This window comes from Paenibacillus xinjiangensis, assembly GCF_059686975.1.
Genome location: NZ_JCAALS010000013.1, coordinates 38334 through 54582, shown reverse-complemented (window position 1 = coordinate 54582; position 16249 = coordinate 38334). Strand labels below are relative to the sequence as shown.

At 49.5% G+C, this 16249-nt stretch carries 14 protein-coding genes and 1 pseudogene; 13 read left to right on the top strand and 2 right to left on the bottom strand.

All coding sequences use genetic code 11. The features are described from left to right. Positions 1–308: 308 nt before the first annotated feature. The gene (locus AC6ESP_RS14570) at positions 309–1301 is read left to right on the top strand and encodes a Gfo/Idh/MocA family protein (protein ID WP_497097464.1); all 993 of its coding nucleotides are present in this window, start codon (positions 309–311) and stop codon (positions 1299–1301) included. Positions 1302–1331: 30 nt separating this feature from the next. On the opposite strand, the gene AC6ESP_RS14565 is transcribed toward AC6ESP_RS14570, so the two are convergent. Further along, a complete protein-coding gene (locus tag AC6ESP_RS14565) occupies positions 1332–1757 on the bottom strand; it encodes a DUF2500 domain-containing protein (protein ID WP_497097463.1) in 426 nt (141 codons plus the stop codon). A 307-nt stretch (positions 1758–2064) separates the two neighbouring features. Between AC6ESP_RS14565 and AC6ESP_RS14560 the strand changes: the two genes are divergently transcribed. The 10 genes and pseudogenes from AC6ESP_RS14560 (at position 2065) to argH (ending at position 13426) form a co-directional block, all read left to right on the top strand. Continuing rightward, on the top strand, positions 2065–2880 hold the full coding sequence (locus tag AC6ESP_RS14560; protein WP_497097462.1) for a hypothetical protein: 816 nt from the start codon (positions 2065–2067) through the stop codon (positions 2878–2880). Beyond that, on the top strand, positions 2873–3424 hold the full coding sequence (locus tag AC6ESP_RS14555; protein ID WP_497097461.1) for a hypothetical protein: 552 nt from the start codon (positions 2873–2875) through the stop codon (positions 3422–3424). Before AC6ESP_RS14560 ends, AC6ESP_RS14555 begins: the two co-directional genes overlap by 8 nt. A 112-nt stretch (positions 3425–3536) precedes the next feature. Beyond that, complete coding sequence (locus AC6ESP_RS14550) at positions 3537–4736, top strand: chromate transporter (RefSeq protein ID WP_497097460.1); 1200 nt, start codon at positions 3537–3539, stop codon at positions 4734–4736. Between the two features lie 379 nt (positions 4737–5115). After that, positions 5116–6006, top strand: coding sequence for an ABC transporter permease (locus AC6ESP_RS14545; RefSeq protein ID WP_497097553.1), 891 nt, complete (start codon positions 5116–5118; stop codon positions 6004–6006). Positions 6007–6039: 33 nt separating this feature from the next. Beyond that, positions 6040–6921, top strand: coding sequence for a carbohydrate ABC transporter permease (locus AC6ESP_RS14540; RefSeq protein ID WP_497097459.1), 882 nt, complete (start codon positions 6040–6042; stop codon positions 6919–6921). Between the two features lie 144 nt (positions 6922–7065). Further along, positions 7066–8661, top strand: a complete 1596-nt coding sequence (locus AC6ESP_RS14535) for an extracellular solute-binding protein (protein WP_497097458.1) — start codon at positions 7066–7068, stop codon at positions 8659–8661. A 144-nt stretch (positions 8662–8805) separates the two neighbouring features. Then, positions 8806–9780 carry a LacI family DNA-binding transcriptional regulator gene (locus AC6ESP_RS14530; protein WP_497097457.1) on the top strand — a complete coding sequence of 325 codons (975 nt, stop codon included), beginning with the start codon at positions 8806–8808 and terminating at the stop codon, positions 9778–9780. Positions 9781–9799: 19 nt separating this feature from the next. Then, positions 9800–10792 (top strand): pectinesterase family protein, encoded by a 993-nt coding sequence (locus AC6ESP_RS14525; RefSeq protein ID WP_497097456.1) that lies wholly within the window; start codon positions 9800–9802, stop codon positions 10790–10792. A 178-nt stretch (positions 10793–10970) separates the two neighbouring features. Next, a pseudogene (locus tag AC6ESP_RS14520) lies at positions 10971–11437 on the top strand (MEKHLA domain-containing protein). Between the two features lie 468 nt (positions 11438–11905). Next, the gene (argH, locus tag AC6ESP_RS14515; RefSeq protein ID WP_497097455.1) at positions 11906–13426 is read left to right on the top strand and encodes an argininosuccinate lyase; all 1521 of its coding nucleotides are present in this window, start codon (positions 11906–11908) and stop codon (positions 13424–13426) included. Between the two features lie 478 nt (positions 13427–13904). Here argH and AC6ESP_RS14510 read toward each other — a convergent pair whose 3' ends face one another. Next, the gene (locus AC6ESP_RS14510) at positions 13905–14543 is read right to left on the bottom strand and encodes a M15 family metallopeptidase (RefSeq protein ID WP_497097454.1); all 639 of its coding nucleotides are present in this window, start codon (positions 14541–14543) and stop codon (positions 13905–13907) included. A gap of 170 nt (positions 14544–14713) precedes the next feature. On the opposite strand from AC6ESP_RS14510, the gene AC6ESP_RS14505 reads away from it, so the two are divergent. Further along, positions 14714–15181, top strand: coding sequence for a MarR family winged helix-turn-helix transcriptional regulator (locus AC6ESP_RS14505; RefSeq protein WP_497097453.1), 468 nt, complete (start codon positions 14714–14716; stop codon positions 15179–15181). Between the two features lie 45 nt (positions 15182–15226). Beyond that, positions 15227–16198 (top strand): ring-cleaving dioxygenase, encoded by a 972-nt coding sequence (locus AC6ESP_RS14500; protein WP_497097452.1) that lies wholly within the window; start codon positions 15227–15229, stop codon positions 16196–16198. The last annotated feature ends 51 nt before the right edge of the window (positions 16199–16249 follow it).

Below are 16249 nucleotides of genomic sequence, written 5' to 3'. Positions count from 1 at the left end.
TTATCGATCAGGAGTGAAAGCCTGCGAATATGCATTTCATTGAGCTTGGAATGACCTCGGGCGGAGGTATAACGTGTGAAAGAATGCACTTTCGTCGTTAATCAGCCGGAGAAGAGCTAAGGTGATAAAAAGAATGCAGTTTTGAAGTCTTTTAGGTAGAAAACAGGAGCAGAGGATTGGGCGTCTTCGCCTAGCATAGAGTATTCACATGGGCGATAGCAGCTGAAAATGATATACTCTTCATTAGTGCTGCTTGATTCATGAGGGCTGTACACAACAACCATTCAACAATCTGGGAGAGATCATATATGACTACAGCCAAGCTATGCTTCATAGGTGCGGGATTCCATGCATCGACTAATATATTTCCTTCCGTAATCGCAGCGGGGGCTGAGATTCAGGCCATTGCTACAAGGAGTATGGAGCGTTCCGAAGCGGCACTTCTTCGTTATGGCAGCAAAGGAACACCTTACGCTGACTATAAAGTGATGCTAGAAGAGGAAGAGTGCGATGGTGTTGTCGTCGTAGCTCAACCAGAGGACCAGACAGCTATTGTGCTGGATTGTATTCGAGCGGGGAAGAACGTCTATGTAGACAAGCCTCTCGGCTGGAATGCCGATGAGGCCGCCGTGGCAGCAGATGCGGCTGAGCAAGCTGGCGTCGTGCTCATGGTAGGCTTCATGAAGCGATATGCGCCTTGCTACGTGAGCTTGAAAGAGCTGCTCGATAACGGAACACTTGGAGCAGTTCGTTCTTTTCAAGCTAGGTTCGCGGTAGATAGCACTCCGTTCTGCAAGGATGAGGAGCAGTTCATGAAGCTTGCTGCCATTCACTTTGTTGATCTGGTTCGTTATCTATTCGGGGAAGCGGTTCAAGTAACAGGCTTCTCCAACAATGACAACGAGCGGATCTCGCAGAGCATCTCCTTGAAATTCGATAGCGGAACCGTAGGCAGTGTCTATTTCTCCGGCATGAGCGCATGGTCCCGTGAGAGTGAGAGCTTGCTGGTTACGTTCGACAACGGCTTTGCTTGTGCAGATGAGGTCAACAAGCTGACGATTCATCGTTCCTTCGAAGGAGAGCATCAGCCTTGGCAATCGCTAGCTGAGCAGGATACGGTGCTTACTCCATCTGCCTCTGCAATGTCCGGGAGCTACAGAGATTTGTATCTGCGCGGCTTCGTCGGTGAAATGGCTCATTTCATGGCATGCTGCAAGGAGCAGCTGAAGCCGCGCTCAAGCGGACGGGATAACGTAAGCACGATGGAGCTGTGCGATCGTATTTTATCTGCGCTGCAATAGTCTTATGAGGGAGCGACCGCCTCCTGTTGCTTAGGATATGGTCGCTCTGTCACCTGCATTACGCTGGAAAGCGATGATCCATTCCCCTTGTGTTTGTGCATATCCGGAATCTCCTTCCACCACCAAGCCGTACAGATTTTTTACATCCAAATATTCTTGACGACTGCCGTTATCGAATTCGAGCGTAATGTAATAATAGGTGCGTGAGGAATTGGTCGTATGTCCTGCTCCGTCATGATTATGATGATTGCTGGAGTGTCTCACATCCATCCGCTTGGCGACGACGCGTGCGAAGGAGCTTTCTTTGGGTGATCTAGCGTTCCTGAAGTGCTTGGTCACACTATAGATAATGCCCCCAATAACGATTGCAAAGATGATTGCTATGAAGATTGGAACGATTGTAAACATCATGTCAAAGCCTCCGCCCATCGGCGATTCAAAACCATTAACTCCCATTATTCGTAACCCCCATGTTTTTCAAGTAATGTCGTATATTGAAATAATTGTACGCACAAAAAAGCGTTGCGTTGCGTTTTTGACAGCTTTAACGATAAAAAAAGAGACCCACAGCAACGGGCTGCGGGTCTTACAATTACTATATAAATAAAAGGGGGGTTGAGTAGTATTATAGGCTATCTTTATTAAAGAGAGATGAAGATTAGATGTCGGCTTCATTACAAATACATCCTTTTTCTTGCAACTATTACAGTTGGGTAACGTTTATTAAGGGTAATTAACGGGATGGATGTGGAGGGTGGCGGTGATGAAGAAGCATTGGATATGGCTGCTTGTCTTAGCCATCCTTGCATCATGGAGCTGGAATCTGTCGGCATATAAGGAACAAGGGCTGGAGAAGCCTATTTTTTTGAAGCATTATTATGAAATTCCTGCTTCGTTGTCGGCGCATATGCCGATCTACTATGTTACGAATACAGATGATGGGAAGCAGCCTTATCAATTCGGACTGCCGGATGGTACGATGCTGCGTGTAGAGCATGACAACGCCAGAGATGAGCGGGGACGTCTACAGCTCAGAGAGGCCGTGGTTTCACCGTTCAATGTTGAGGAATTTATGGAACAGGAAGAGAGCATAGGCTTCGATGAGGTTGAGGTATTCTACAATGACGGGTCGGTGGAGACGGTAGCAATAGGTTGGATTATCGTACACCCCAATTCAGCTGGCGGCTCCTCTCTAGATCAGCACAATGGAGGTAGCTCAAGCGATGGGACAGGAAGCGCCGGCTACGTCGTTAATGAACCCGCCGTTGTAGCCGCTGTAACGCACAGCTTCCCCGAGCTATTGTCCGGTTTAATCGAGATGAATTTCAATGGGGCAAGCGGAGAGGTTGCCCAATTACCGATTCAGCTGGAGCAGGGAGAAGCCGTATCCTTCCATTACCGCTTCTATATTCCTGATCATGACGTCCGGCGCTACCATGCTTATTTTATTTCTTATGATTATAAGGACCAGCAGGGTGGCAATGTGGGAAGGAATATTCAAATTGTGCAGCCGCAGCTGTACGCTGAGGATTTGGCAGCCTATGTCCGGTTGAGGAAGGAGGAGATGAACCATGAATAAAGCCTTCCGCCGCTTCGGATGGGGACTGCTCCTCGTTATGGTTGATTTTCGACTCGAATTTGTTGACATACTGCCCGATGTTATTGGATATGCGCTGATGTGGAGCGCCATTGCTCAGTTAGGTGCTGTCCATCGTGATTATGCCAAAGCGCTGCCGTTCATCGTCATTCTTACCTCCTTGTCTCTAGGGGAATGGTATCCCGGTATGGTGGGTACAGACCTAGGCGAGCTATCTGTCTCATTAAATGCCATGATCTATGGAAGCATCATGCAGTTGCTCCTGCTGCTGCTGTTTCATTACTTCCTGCTCTCCTTAGCCAGACAAGCGAATGCTGCTGGGGCTTCGGAGCTTGCTGCAAGTGCGAATGGACGCCGTCTTTATTATGTTATTGTAACAGCGGCAGCTCTCATCGGGACGCCGTTCGCGATTCATGCATCAACAGACATTGTTGTGCCTGCGGTATTTCTAGCAGCTATATTAGGGTTTATTGCATCGCTGCTTATTCTATTCTTATGCTTCCGAGCGGCGAGAGAGCTGCCATGATCGGATCATAGTTAACCATATTAAATCTATGTAAAGCCGTAGATAGATCTGGGCGCACCGTATACAATAAATCCAGTAAATAGCGGAGGGGCGTTCAGCATTAATGGAGTTAATGAAGCGAGAGGAAGAACGAGGCATTAGGAGGAGCAAGCTCTATGTCCTTCTACAATTGCTCGGGGTTTCTTTGAGGCTGGGACTCACCTCATTCGGTGGTCCGACGGCACATCTTGGTTATTTTCATGAGGAATATATTCGCAGGCGCAAGTGGATGGATGAGCGAAGCTATGCTGATCTGGTCGCGTTATGTCAGCTGCTGCCCGGACCAGCCAGCAGCCAGATTGGCATTGGTATCGGCATTGTTCGAGCGGGGCTGCTCGGCGGAGTCATAGCTTGGCTTGGATTTACACTGCCGTCTGTTATTGCGCTGGCTGTATTCGCATTCCTCCTGCAGGGCTTCGATATAGCCCAAGCAGGATGGATACATGGCTTGAAGGTAGTTGCGGTAACGATTGTCGCCCATGCCATTCTGGGAATGGGGCAGAAGCTGACACCAGACCGAACAAGAGTTACGATTGCGGTTGCGGCTAGCGTACTGGCATTAACGCTGCCAAGCATGTATACGCAGGTAGGGATCATTGCAGCTGCTGCATGTGTCGGTTTGTGGCTCTATAGGAATAGCCAGCTGCCAGCCGTACCTAGCTTGCCTATTCTGGTGAGCAGGAAGCTCGGAGCTATGCTTCTTCTGTTGTTTGCTCTATTATTATTCGCGCTGCCGCTTGCAAGGCAGCTGATCGATTGGCAATGGCTGGCGCTGGCAGACAGCTTCTACCGTTCGGGCTCATTGGTGTTCGGAGGAGGCCATGTTGTCCTTCCTCTGCTCGAGCGGGAGATGGTTCCGAGCGGCTGGATGAGCAGCGAGGATTTCCTTGCGGGATATGGCGCCGCACAGGCTGTGCCTGGCCCGTTGTTCACCTTCGCTGCTTATCTGGGAGCGATAGCTGGAGGGATGATGGGGGTTATTGTAGCGACGATTGCGATATTCCTGCCAGCCTTCCTGCTTGTCGCGGGAACGCTGCCTTTCTGGAATGCTCTGCGCAGCAATCCTGCCATTCAAGGCATTGTTACAGGCATTAATGCAGCTGTCGTCGGTATACTGCTGGCAGCCTGGTATGATCCGGTCTGGACGTCGGCTATCGTGGATGCCAAGGATTTCTGCTTGGCCGCTGTATTATTCGTCATGCTAGCTTTCTGGAAGCTGCCACCTTGGGTGATCGTAATCACGGGTGCTGCTGGCGGTTGGCTGCTGGGATGATCCATTATTCTAATGCTTAGTTACTGCAGACACACAAGAAAGAGGCGCTCTAGCGCCTCTTTCTCGTGTGTCTGCAGTCCGTGTGAAGGGCGCGGAATTTTCCTGATTGCAATATGTTTTGATATCTGCTAACATGTAATTAAATTATGAAAGCGTATTCATTTATAGTGTTTTTACAACGTTGTAATTACTCAGATGGGAGTGGTTATTGGGATTTGTTCTTAAAATACTAAGTGATATTCGATTGAAATGAGGATACTTCTTTTATTTTTTTCAAACGTTGTAAATTTTGAGATTGTCCAGTCGGATCGACCCTGTACCTCAGTTTAATTGGATAAGGATGTGTGCCTTTGTGAGAAAGAAATCCTTAAATTTGCTGATGCTTGTGAAGAGGGATAAATACCTGCTGCTCATGTTCTCGCCCATATTCCTCTATTATCTGGTCTTCATGTATTTGCCGATGCCAGGCATTCTTATCGCCTTCCAAGACTTTATTCCGGGCAAAGGATTGTTCGGCGGCGACTGGGTCGGCCTGAGGTGGTTCGTCCAGTTCGCGGAGTCGAGATACTTCTGGAGGCTGCTGCGCAACACGTTCCTGCTCGCTTTTTATCCGCTGCTCTTCGGCTTCTCCATTCCTATTCTATTCGCAATCTGTGTAGTTGAAATTAAGAATCGCACGTTCAAACGGTTCGCACAGACAATCACCTACCTTCCACATTTCATCTCCACCGTAGTCGTTGCGGGTATGATTATTAACTTCTTATCTCCGACAGACGGTATCGTCAACACACTCATCGCTAAGCTTGGTATGGACAAAATCAATTTCATGATGGAAGCGGGCTGGTTCCGAGCGATCTTCACCGGGTCCGATATTTGGCAGAGCTTCGGCTTCAGCTCGATTATCTATATCGCGGCGATTATGAGCATTGACCCTGAAATGTATGATTCCGGCCGTATAGATGGAGTCAACAAGTTCCAAGAGCTCTGGCATCTGACCCTTCCCAGCATCAAGCCAACCATCGTCATTCTATTGCTCTTGTCCTTGGGAGGCATTATGAGCGTAGGGTTCGAGAAGGTGTATCTGCTCTACAACAGCTCTACTTATGAAACGGCTGATGTGCTGTCTACCTACGTGTACCGGATGGGCATCGAGGGACAGAACTTCGGATTAGCAACCGCTATTGGCTTATTCAATTCCCTGATTACGTTCATATTGGTATTCGCAGCGAATTGGTTGACCCGCCGAGCAACGAATATGTCGCTCTGGTAGGCTGTACGCCATTAAACGTTAAGGAGTCTAATCATGAGAAAATCGATGACCGACCGAGCCTATTATGGACTGGTATATTCAATCACCATATTGGCCATTGCCGTAACTCTGTATCCCTTTGTTTATGTAATAAGCATTTCTCTGAGCTCGGTTAGTGCCATTGATAAGCAGCTTGTCACGCTGTTTCCAGTCGAGTTCACCCTTGAAGGCTACCGAATGGTGCTGCAGTATCCGGAGATATGGACCTCCTATTACAACACGATCTGGTACACCGTAGTCGGAACGGTACTCAATATATTCGCGACCTGTCTTGCAGCATTCCCGCTGTCGCGCTCGAGATTCTTTTTGCGGAAAAAATTGAATTTCTTCATCGCGTTCACGATGTATTTCTCCGGTGGTCTGATCCCTCTGTATATGCTGATTACGACATTAGGCTTGTATAACTCAAGATGGGTCATGGTGCTTCCTGTGCTCGTCATTACGTTCAACATTATGATTCTACGCTCTGCCTTCGAGGGTATTCCGAATGAGATCTTCGAGAGTGCCAGCCTGGATGGGGCGAATGATCTGACTATGCTGTTCAAGATAGCGGTGCCGATTGTGAAGCCGACGCTAGCTGTATTGACGCTATATTACGCGGTCTTTCATTGGAACAACTTTTTCTCAGCTTTATTGTACCTCGGCAAGCAGGACTTGCAGCCGCTGCAGATTTTCCTAAGGCGGGTTCTAATTATGGCATCACCGGAGATTATGCAGAAGATGGGCGGCGGAACGGCAACCAATTCGCTTGCGGTATCCACGCTTCAGGTTAGGTACGTATCCATCGTAGTCAGCATTCTGCCTATTATTATGATCTATCCGTTCATTCAGCGGTATTTCGTCAAGGGGATTACACTCGGGGCAGTTAAGGGCTGATGGAAGGAAGGCTTGCTTGATCGGATAGGGTCTGGATCTGGTACATAGGGAGGTGATGCAAGGGAAGTCTCAAGCTTATTCGTGCATCAGGGGGAAGCCGTACCATCACTTGTTATGCTCATTCCATGTGGGAGGGAAAGTCTAATGGCCAATACGTTAAGAGGGTTCAAATCAATTGTCATTGCCGGGACGCTGGCAGCTGTTATTGCAGGGTGCAGCAATACCGGAGAGAAGAGCAGCCCAGAGACGACTTCGAATGCCGAGACTACTACGAGCTTCACTTATACAGGGGCCGGACCTATTACAGATAAGTCAGCTAAGCTATCGATTCTTGGCACCAATGCATGGTCAACCAACGTCGATCTTGCCAAAGCTGATATCGTTAATGAAATCGTGAAGAGAGCGGGCATTAGTGTGGATTGGGAGCTTATCCCGCCTCAGAATTACGCGGATGCGATTAGCCCGAGACTAGCGTCCGGTATTGATCTTCCAGATATCGTGTATATGCCGGATCAGGATCAGCTAATGAAATATATTAAGAGCGGACTCGTTATTCCAATCGATGAGCTGTATGAGAAATATGGTGTGAACCTGAAGAAGATTTATGAGCAGTCGCCAGATATTAAAGCGAGCCTGACAACTCCTGATGGCAAAATGTACTACGTTCCGCAGCAGGTGCTCACCAAAAACTATATGCCGCTGTTTATGGTCAATATGAGATGGCTTGATGCTCTGGGTCTTCAGGAGCCGACGACATTGGATGAATTCACAGACATGCTGCGCAAATTCAAGACGGATGATCCGAATAAGAACGGGCAGCAGGATGAGATTCCGTTCACCACTGATCCGAAATTCATTCCAATGGCATTCGGTCCAGTATTCGGAATGGACTTATCCAATCTGTTCTATGCGGATGATAGCCAGAAGGTGCACTATGGCTATTACGAGCCAGTGTACAAGGATTATTTGACCTACTTGAATGGGTTATATCAAGAGGGCCTGCTTGGAGTGGACTTTGCGAGTACGACGGGGGATCAGGTGACATCCCGGTTCTCGCAGGATACGGCTGGAGCTACCTTCAATTTCAGCTGGTATACGTCGATGATCTACAGTCCATTCTATCCAGACTACGATCCAAGCACACCGATCATTAAAGGGATTTTGCCGCTCAAAGGACCGAGTGGCGACCAGTTCTATATAGGAAGAACACCGGTGAGCGGAATATTCGGGATATCCAAGAACAGTAAAGATCCAGAGCTTGCGTTCAAGTTCCTCGATATGGCGGTAAGTGAGGAAGCGAAGACGAATTATACATGGGGATTAGAGGGCATAACGTATGAGGAGGTGGATGGCAAGAAACAGTTCACTGAGCAGGGCAAGAACAATGACTTTATTCAGAAGCTGGGTATTGGGCCTGTTAATCTGCCGAATATGCAGTCTACGGATTCTACGGATGTGCTTGTCGCACCATGGCATGCTGAGATGGATAAGAAGATCGAGCCATTCATCAAGGCTCCGTTCCCATTCGTGTATGCACTGCCAGAGGAAGCTAGTGTAGAGAGCCAGTATATGGCGGATATTACGACGTATGTAGATGAGATGAACATGAAGTTCATTACGGGCAAGGAGAGCCTCGATAAATTCGATGCCTATCTGTCCACCTTGAAGAGCATGGGGATTGAAGAGGTTCTTGCAGGCAAGCAGGCACAATATGATCGTTACGTCGTTGCTGTGAAATAACATACTAGATTGTTGTCTGACGGGTACTGGCATGGTGAATAGCATGGAGCGCGTGCAGCATGTCAGTACCGCACTATGATTCGTGGCAGCAAATCGTATAAAATGTAGCTACAGAGCGACGGTTGAAAGAGGTGTCATGGATAAGTGGTTACGATTAAAGATTTGGCCAAGCTTGCTGGCGTAAGCTACAGCACCGTATCCAAAGCGCTTAACGGCGATCCGCTGATCAAGTCTGCTACGAGGCAGAAGGTGCTCGCGATAGCCGAGAAGCATCATTATAGGAAGAATATTATGGCGACGCAGCTCTCTTCAGGGCGAAGCAACATTATAGGCTTCGTGCTGGATGAGCTTAGCAATCCGCTGTTTTCGAATATATCCAAAAAACTGCATCAAGAGCTGAAAAATCGCGGATATCAGATGATCCTCGTCGTGCCTACCGATGGACTGGAAATATTCAGCCAGCTGAGAGTGGACGGCTGCATTTTCTGGGATTATATGCCCGACCACCGCGACCAGTTCCTAAGAGAATTCGCAACGATCAAAATTCCCTGCTTCCTTCTAGGCTCCGAGGAAAGTCCGAATTCCCCGTATATCAAGATTGATCGGAAGGAAGGCATATTCAAAGCTGTCGAGCATTTGAAGTCCTACGGGCATGAGCGGATTGGATTCATTGGCGATTCCCAGGACATTAAGATCCGCGGTTTCAAGGAAGCGCTCCAGCGAACGGGTCTTCCCTATTCAAGCGATAGCATACTGCCTGCATATTCCTCGTGGGAGGATGGATACTTGGCGGTGCGCAACTACAGCTTCGGCGAGCAGTCGCCCACTGCTTTTATCGGCCTGAACAATATGGTGACCCGAGGTGCGCTGCGGGCTTTGCTCGAGACCGGCTTCGACGTGCCTGGAGATATTTCGCTAATCGGATATGATGATACACCAGATATGCAGTATACGGAGGTTGCGGTTACGACAATCGGTCCTCCATTAGATGAACTCGCCTCACAAGCAGCAGAATTAATTGTGTCCCTGATTAAGAATGAGAGCATCGAATATCCAGTCGTTATCCAGCCGCAGCTCTATCCACGTAAGTCGGTAACGACCTGCAAGCATATGATCTAGGAGAGGAGAGCACATAGGCATGATTGTCTTCAAGGTTGCTCAAGATGGAAGCGGTCAGTATAGCACAATTCAAGAGGCCATTGCTGCCGTGCCTCCCAATTCTGCAGAACGTGTGACGATTCAAGTGAAGAATGGCGTGTATAAGGAAAAGCTGCATATTGATAAGCCGATGATTTCGCTCGTTGGAGAGAGTGAGCAGCATACAATTATTACGTATGATGATTATGCGCTGAAGACATTCCCGGACGGCGAGCTATACCATACGTTTCATACGTATACGGTGTTTGCAGGCGCAGATGATTTCGTGGCGAGCAGCCTCTCATTCGTGAATTCTGCAGGCAGAGGCGAGGATGTCGGACAAGCATTGGCTGCTTATGTGGATGGAGACCGAGTAAGCTTCAAGCGCTGTCGATTCATTGGCTATCAGGACACGATCTTCACGGGGCCGCTGCCGCCGTATCCGGTCGACCGAAGCACATTCGGAGGCCCAAGGGAAGGCGAGCCTAGAAGGAATTCCCGTCAATATTACGAGGATTGCTATATCGAGGGCGATGTGGATTTTATATTTGGTTCGGCTACAGCCGTCTTCCATCGCTGCGAGATTTATTCGAAGAAGCGGCTAACGGAGCCAAGTGGAGTGAACGGCTGGATTACGGCGGCATCGACACCTGCTGACAGCGATTATGGCTATGTGTTCACTAAGTGTAAGCTGACGAGTAATGCACCAGCAGGAACCGTCTATCTGGGGAGGCCATGGCGGGAGTACGCGAAGGCGGCGTTCCTTCATTGCTGGCTCGGAGAGCATATTGCAGCCGAAGGCTGGGATAACTGGAACAAGCCCGCGAGTGAAGCGACGACAGCCTTTGTGGAATATAACAGCAGCGGTCCGGGGGCGGATGCGCGGGGTAGAGTGAGCTGGTCGCGTCAGCTTAGTGAGGACGAGGCTCGCGCATATACGGTACATGCGATACTATCGGGTGAGGATGATTGGCAGCCGGTAGTGAGCGATTAATGATGCAGGGCAGCAAAGTTGGAATTTGCTGCCCTGTTTTTTTTCGCTGTACGAGTGGAAAAAGCTATTGAATTAGCGAGGCTTGCCGATCATTATAGAAGGAAGCATAATTCTATCGGAGCTGTCGCTGGGGCGGAGCTATCTATTAAATAGATGTAGACGAAAGGAAGAATGAGAGATGGATAGACCAAGGACAGGGCTTGGTGCAGCCTATGAGCATCAGCGATTGCTGACGGACAGCTTCCGCAGATGGACAGGGCGAGAGCTTGTAGCTGGAGATTCCGCGGTAAGTCTAGAGGAGCAGCTTTTCTATGCCCCAATCGTCTTATTGTCCCATGGGACAGAGAGTGATCCTGTGCTGAATTATGGCAATGAGAAGGCGCTGCAGCTGTGGAGATGGATTGGGAGCAGCTTACAAGCACGCCTTCGAGGCTCACCGCAGAGCCTATGGAACGGGAAGAGCGAAGCCGGTTTTTCGAAGCGGTAACTGCTAATGGTTATGTGGACAACTATACCGGAATTCGGATCTCCAGCACGGGCAGACGATTCTATATTGTGAATGCGATCGTATGGAACCTCGTAGATGCTGATGATCATTATAAGGGGCAGGCAGCGACTTTCGAACAGGTTCGTTATTTGGAGTAGGGGAAGCTGTACGAGAGATAGAAGAAAGGGATACAGCTGCCGTACCCTTAAGCTCCAAGAGGCTTCCTATGCTCTGTACGAGCTGGGGCCATCGAAGCCATAGGAGGAACCCAAGCAACAGTCCGACCCATGGCTCCCCGGGAATTGGGAACTAGTTAGGCAGATGGAAGAAGAGGATGAGGACCCAAGCATTTGCGGGGCTGCAGCAATATACTTACATTAAAAGTCCTGAAAAGGTTGTTCGGAAAAGGAATGATTATCTGCAAGTGGAGAATAAAAACCATTGAGTTCCTAAATAAACAATGTTAACATCGAAAGTGTATAATTCCACTAGGAATTATCGGTTAACTGTCGGTCAGCCGGATAAATCGCAGTATGCGACTATTCTGGTCTTTTGTCATATACGGATGTGCCGCATTGGCAGCCCCAGTTCACAGCAGCATCAAGGGAGAGGTGGCAATAGAGACTATGGCAATACAAAGAGCTGAACATGTGGAAGAGCAAGAGACGAGATTCCCTGGGAAAATATACGCAGAGGTTGTATTGGAGCCTGCTTATGATCAAGCGAAGCGGGAGCTTCTGCAGCCTATGCTCTCTATTCATAAAGCACATCTCATTATGCTGCGTGAGCAGGAGCTGATCGCACCGGCGGAGGCTGGCAGCATTGCAGAAGCCTTGTTAGCTCTGGATACGGAGAAATTGAGCAGCGGCAGCTATGATGGACGGTTCGAGGATTTATTTTTCCAGGTGGAGCATGAGTTACTGGAGCTGTCAGGCGGTGAGGCGGCAGGCAATCTTCATCTAGGCCGGAGCAGGAATGATATGGGCATTGCGATCTATCGGATCGTTCTCCGTAATAAGCTCATTCGTACACTCCGTTCTGCACATACGCTGCATGAATCGCTTCATGCTTTTGCAACGGAACACATGGAGACGATTATGATTGCTCATACGCACACGCAGCAAGCCCAGCCGACAACACTCGCCCACTATATAGCCGCTGTAACCGATTCGCTGGCCCGCGATATTCGCAGACTGCAGGCAGCCTATGGAGGCTGCAATGTCAGCAGCATGGGCGCTGCGGCATTGACGACCTCCGGCTTCAACATCAGCCGCGAACGAGTGGCGGAGCTGCTTGCCTTCGAAGGAGTTATTGAGAACGCCTATGATGCAGTGAGCGGAGCTGATTATGTAGGGGAAATAGCGTCAGCGGTGCAGCTGGCTGCCATTAATCTTGGGCGCTTCGCTCAAGAGCTGCTGCTGTGGTGCATGCAGGAGTTCGCCAATGTGAAGGTAGCTGCTCCTTATGTTCAGATTAGCTCTATCATGCCACAGAAGCGCAATCCGGTATCGGTTGAACACATTCGTTCCTTGCTATCGAGCATCAATGGAACCGCACAGACGGTGCTGACGATGATTCATAACACACCGTTCGGGGATATTGTAGATACCGAGGATGATATGCAGCCCTTTGCTTGGAAAAGTCTAGATACGCTCGAAGCCGTCTATCGTCTGCTCGCGAAGGTAATCTCGACGCTGGAAGTGAACAAGGCTGTGCTCCTTGAGCGGGCAGAGAAGAGCTTTGCAACAGTGACTGAGCTGGCGGATACACTTGTGAGGCAAGAGGGCCTATCGTTCCGAACCGCACATGCGATAGTGAGCCGAGTCGTGAAGACTGCAGCAGCCAAGGGATGGACAGTGAAGGAGCTGAATAGGGATGCTCTGAACGAAGCGGCTGCTGGCCTTGGCGTTCCTCCGCTTCAGCTGAGTGAAGCGGAGCTGGCACAGGCTCTTGATCCTGTGCATTTTGTGCAGGTGCGCTCGCTGCGCGGAGGCCCGAGCCCTGCCGAGCTGGAGCGGGCGCTTCGCGTACAGAGCGACAGACAGGCAGCGCTTCTACGCTGGCTGGAGGAGAAGGAAGGCAAAGGCATGGAGGCATGGCAACTGCTGGATTCTATCTTAACGGAGTGGCTCGCAGCCAAGTCTTGAATATACGGATGAAAGAAGAGCAGGATGCTGGTGCAGCCTGCTCTTCTTTGGTAGTGCTGGAGGCAGAGTGATTTGTTCTGAAAATGTTGTCTTAAGTGCAGCATTCTGAGCTCAAGAGAGCGCTCTGGGCTGTTAATGCTGACTTATGTGCAACATTCTGAGCTCAAGAGAGTGCTATAGGCGATTAATGCTGACTTATATGCAACATTCTGAGCTCAGGAGAGTGCTCTGGGCGGTTAATGCTGACATTAGAGCAACATTCTGAGCTCGGGAGAGCGCTCTGGGCGGTTAATGCTGACATTAGAGCAACATTCTGAGCTCAGGGAGGTGCTCTAGGCGGTTAATGCTGACATAAGTGCAACATTCTGAGCTCATTAGAGTGCACAAGGTGGTTAATGCTGACGTTAGTGCAAAGCACTCGGAGCATGAATTGCTCCATTAGCCATGTGATAGCTAAGAATGGCTTAGCGTATTCAAGCTACTCTACAGGAGGCAGCTTGCCTCTTCTCAGCTCGCGAATCGAGTAGCCGAAATCCATCTGCAGGTGGGGATAATCGCGGAAGCTCTCCCAGTCGCCGCCCCAGCTGAAGCCGAGCTCCTTGGCGATTGCGACGACCTCCATCCAATCGGACTGGCCGTTGCCATTCCCGTCATACTCCATATCCCATATGACTTGCTTGAGATCCTCAACAGGCCGCAGAGCAAAATCAATCGCAAGCCCATAGTTATGGTAAGAGTGTCCACCCTTCACATGTGTGACGATAGATCCGCTCTCGCTTCTTCCTTTCTCATATAGAGCGTTCTGCTCCTCGCTGGTTCGCAGTCCGTCCGTCACAACCATCGTAATTCCTATTTCTGCAGCTCGGGCGATTAGCTCCGCTTGCTTAGCAGCGACGATCGGATGCAGTTCCATAATCGGAGCTGCATCCTGCTGCGGTGCTGCTTCTGGGAGCAGCTCATCGAGTGCCATCATTCCTTTCCAGAAGACAGCAGCCATCCCGGCCAATATGAGAAGCAGCAGCAAGCCGTTCCGTCTGGGCTTCGACTTCGGCTTGTTTCGTATGATTACATCCTGCTGGAATCCATCCAGCGGCACTCTATTATTAGTTGGCAGCATTCAATTCTCCTGTAATAGAAAGTATAGAATAGGCAGATATTCAATAGTATAACCATTCTAGTCTATCATATGCTTAATAAGCTAACCCCCGTCTGAGGTAGGGGAAGGATGATAGATTTGACTTTTTATCAGTTTAGTCATAAACTGATAATCATAAACGAGGTGAACCTATGGATAACAACGATTCATTATCCTCCTTATCAGCACGGGAGAAACGATTGGGCTTGTTAGTGTGGTTTCGATTGTCCCGCATCTATAATGGCAGTCTCAAGGCAACCGCACAGCATTTGAAGAAGTGGAGCCTGTCACCCGCACAATTCGATGTGCTTGCACAGGTTGGCACCAGTGAGCGATTGACGCAGCAGCAGCTGGCAGACAAGCTGTATGTGACGAAGGGCAATATGACGCAGCTGCTCAGCAAGCTGGAGGAAGCAGGCCTCGTCAGACGGGAGCAGGATTGGAAAACCAAGTATGTCTCGTTAACGGAGCAAGGCCAAGCGTTATTCCATGAAGTTGTACCCGTTCAAGAGGAGTTCCAAGCTTCTCAATATGATGCCCTCAATTCCGAAGAGAAGCAGCAGCTGCTCACGCTATTGTCCAAAATGCATCATGGAATGAACAAGCAGCAGCTTCATTAAGGAGCTTCATTATAAACGTTATAAATGGTATAGGAGGTTAATAACATGCAATTAAAAGGTATCCACCATGTGTCTGCCATTACGGCGCATGCCGCTGAGAACTTTGATTTCTACACGAAGGTATTGGGGCTCCGGCTTATTAAGAAGACAGTCAATCAGGATGACCCATCATCTTATCATTTGTTCTATGGGGATGAACAGGGAAGCCCGGGTACGGAGCTGACATTCTTCGATATTCCGATGGCTGGTCAGACTCGAACAGGCGTAAGCAGTATATCCGCTCTATCGCTACGTGTGGCAAGTGATGAAGCATTGGTCTACTGGAAGCAGCGGCTGGAGGAGTTCGAGGTTAAGCATGATGAGATTATGGAACGTGCTGGCAGAGCTACGCTTGCATTCCGGGATTTCGAGGGTCAGCGGTTCATTCTCGTCTCCGACGAGCATAACGAAGGAGTGCCGGGAGGAACGCCATGGAGCAAAAGCCCGGTTCCCGCTGAGAACAATATTGTTGGACTCGGTCCTGTGCAATTGACTGTAGCAGACCCGGAGCAGACGGTGCTGGTGCTGACCCAACTGATGGGCTTCCGTGCCCAAGGCCAATATGCTTCCACGAATGAAGGGCAGCCGGATATTCTCGTATATGAGACCGGCGAAGGCGGAAGCGGAGCAGAGATTCATATTGAGACGAGAAAGGATCTCCCTCGGGAGCGTCTTGGCAGAGGCGGCGTTCACCATGTAGCCTTCCGCGTCGACAATGATGAGGAGCTCCGTGAATGGATCGATCGGCTGCAGGATGTAAGTATTCCAAACTCGGGCTATGTCGATCGGTTTTATTTTCACTCCCTCTACTTCAGAGAGCCTAACGGCATTCTGTTCGAGCTTGCGACAGACGGTCCTGGCTTCGATACGGATGAAGATATCCTTCATCTAGGTGAGTCTCTGGCATTGCCGCCGTTCTTGGAGCATAAGCGTACGCAGATCGAAGCGATATTGAAGCCTCTCAACACGAAGGGGTAACCTAATCTATTATCGTTGACGGAAAGAGCCCAGCTCAGATGAGCTGGGCTC

Bases quoted from the DNA above. Each gene is read 5' to 3' on its own strand.
- AC6ESP_RS14570 (WP_497097464.1), top strand. From the start codon at position 309: ATGACTACAGCCAAGCTATGCTTCATAGGTGCGGGATTCCATGCATCG.
- AC6ESP_RS14565 (WP_497097463.1), bottom strand. From the start codon at position 1,757: ATGGGAGTTAATGGTTTTGAATCGCCGATGGGCGGAGGCTTTGACATG.
- AC6ESP_RS14560 (WP_497097462.1), top strand. From the start codon at position 2,065: ATGAAGAAGCATTGGATATGGCTGCTTGTCTTAGCCATCCTTGCATCA.
- AC6ESP_RS14555 (WP_497097461.1), top strand. From the start codon at position 2,873: ATGAATAAAGCCTTCCGCCGCTTCGGATGGGGACTGCTCCTCGTTATG.
- AC6ESP_RS14550 (WP_497097460.1), top strand. From the start codon at position 3,537: ATGAAGCGAGAGGAAGAACGAGGCATTAGGAGGAGCAAGCTCTATGTC.
- AC6ESP_RS14545 (WP_497097553.1), top strand. From the start codon at position 5,116: ATGCTTGTGAAGAGGGATAAATACCTGCTGCTCATGTTCTCGCCCATA.
- AC6ESP_RS14540 (WP_497097459.1), top strand. From the start codon at position 6,040: ATGAGAAAATCGATGACCGACCGAGCCTATTATGGACTGGTATATTCA.
- AC6ESP_RS14535 (WP_497097458.1), top strand. From the start codon at position 7,066: ATGGCCAATACGTTAAGAGGGTTCAAATCAATTGTCATTGCCGGGACG.
- AC6ESP_RS14525 (WP_497097456.1), top strand. From the start codon at position 9,800: ATGATTGTCTTCAAGGTTGCTCAAGATGGAAGCGGTCAGTATAGCACA.
- argH (WP_497097455.1), top strand. From the start codon at position 11,906: ATGGCAATACAAAGAGCTGAACATGTGGAAGAGCAAGAGACGAGATTC.
- AC6ESP_RS14510 (WP_497097454.1), bottom strand. From the start codon at position 14,543: ATGCTGCCAACTAATAATAGAGTGCCGCTGGATGGATTCCAGCAGGAT.
- AC6ESP_RS14505 (WP_497097453.1), top strand. From the start codon at position 14,714: ATGGATAACAACGATTCATTATCCTCCTTATCAGCACGGGAGAAACGA.
- AC6ESP_RS14500 (WP_497097452.1), top strand. From the start codon at position 15,227: ATGCAATTAAAAGGTATCCACCATGTGTCTGCCATTACGGCGCATGCC.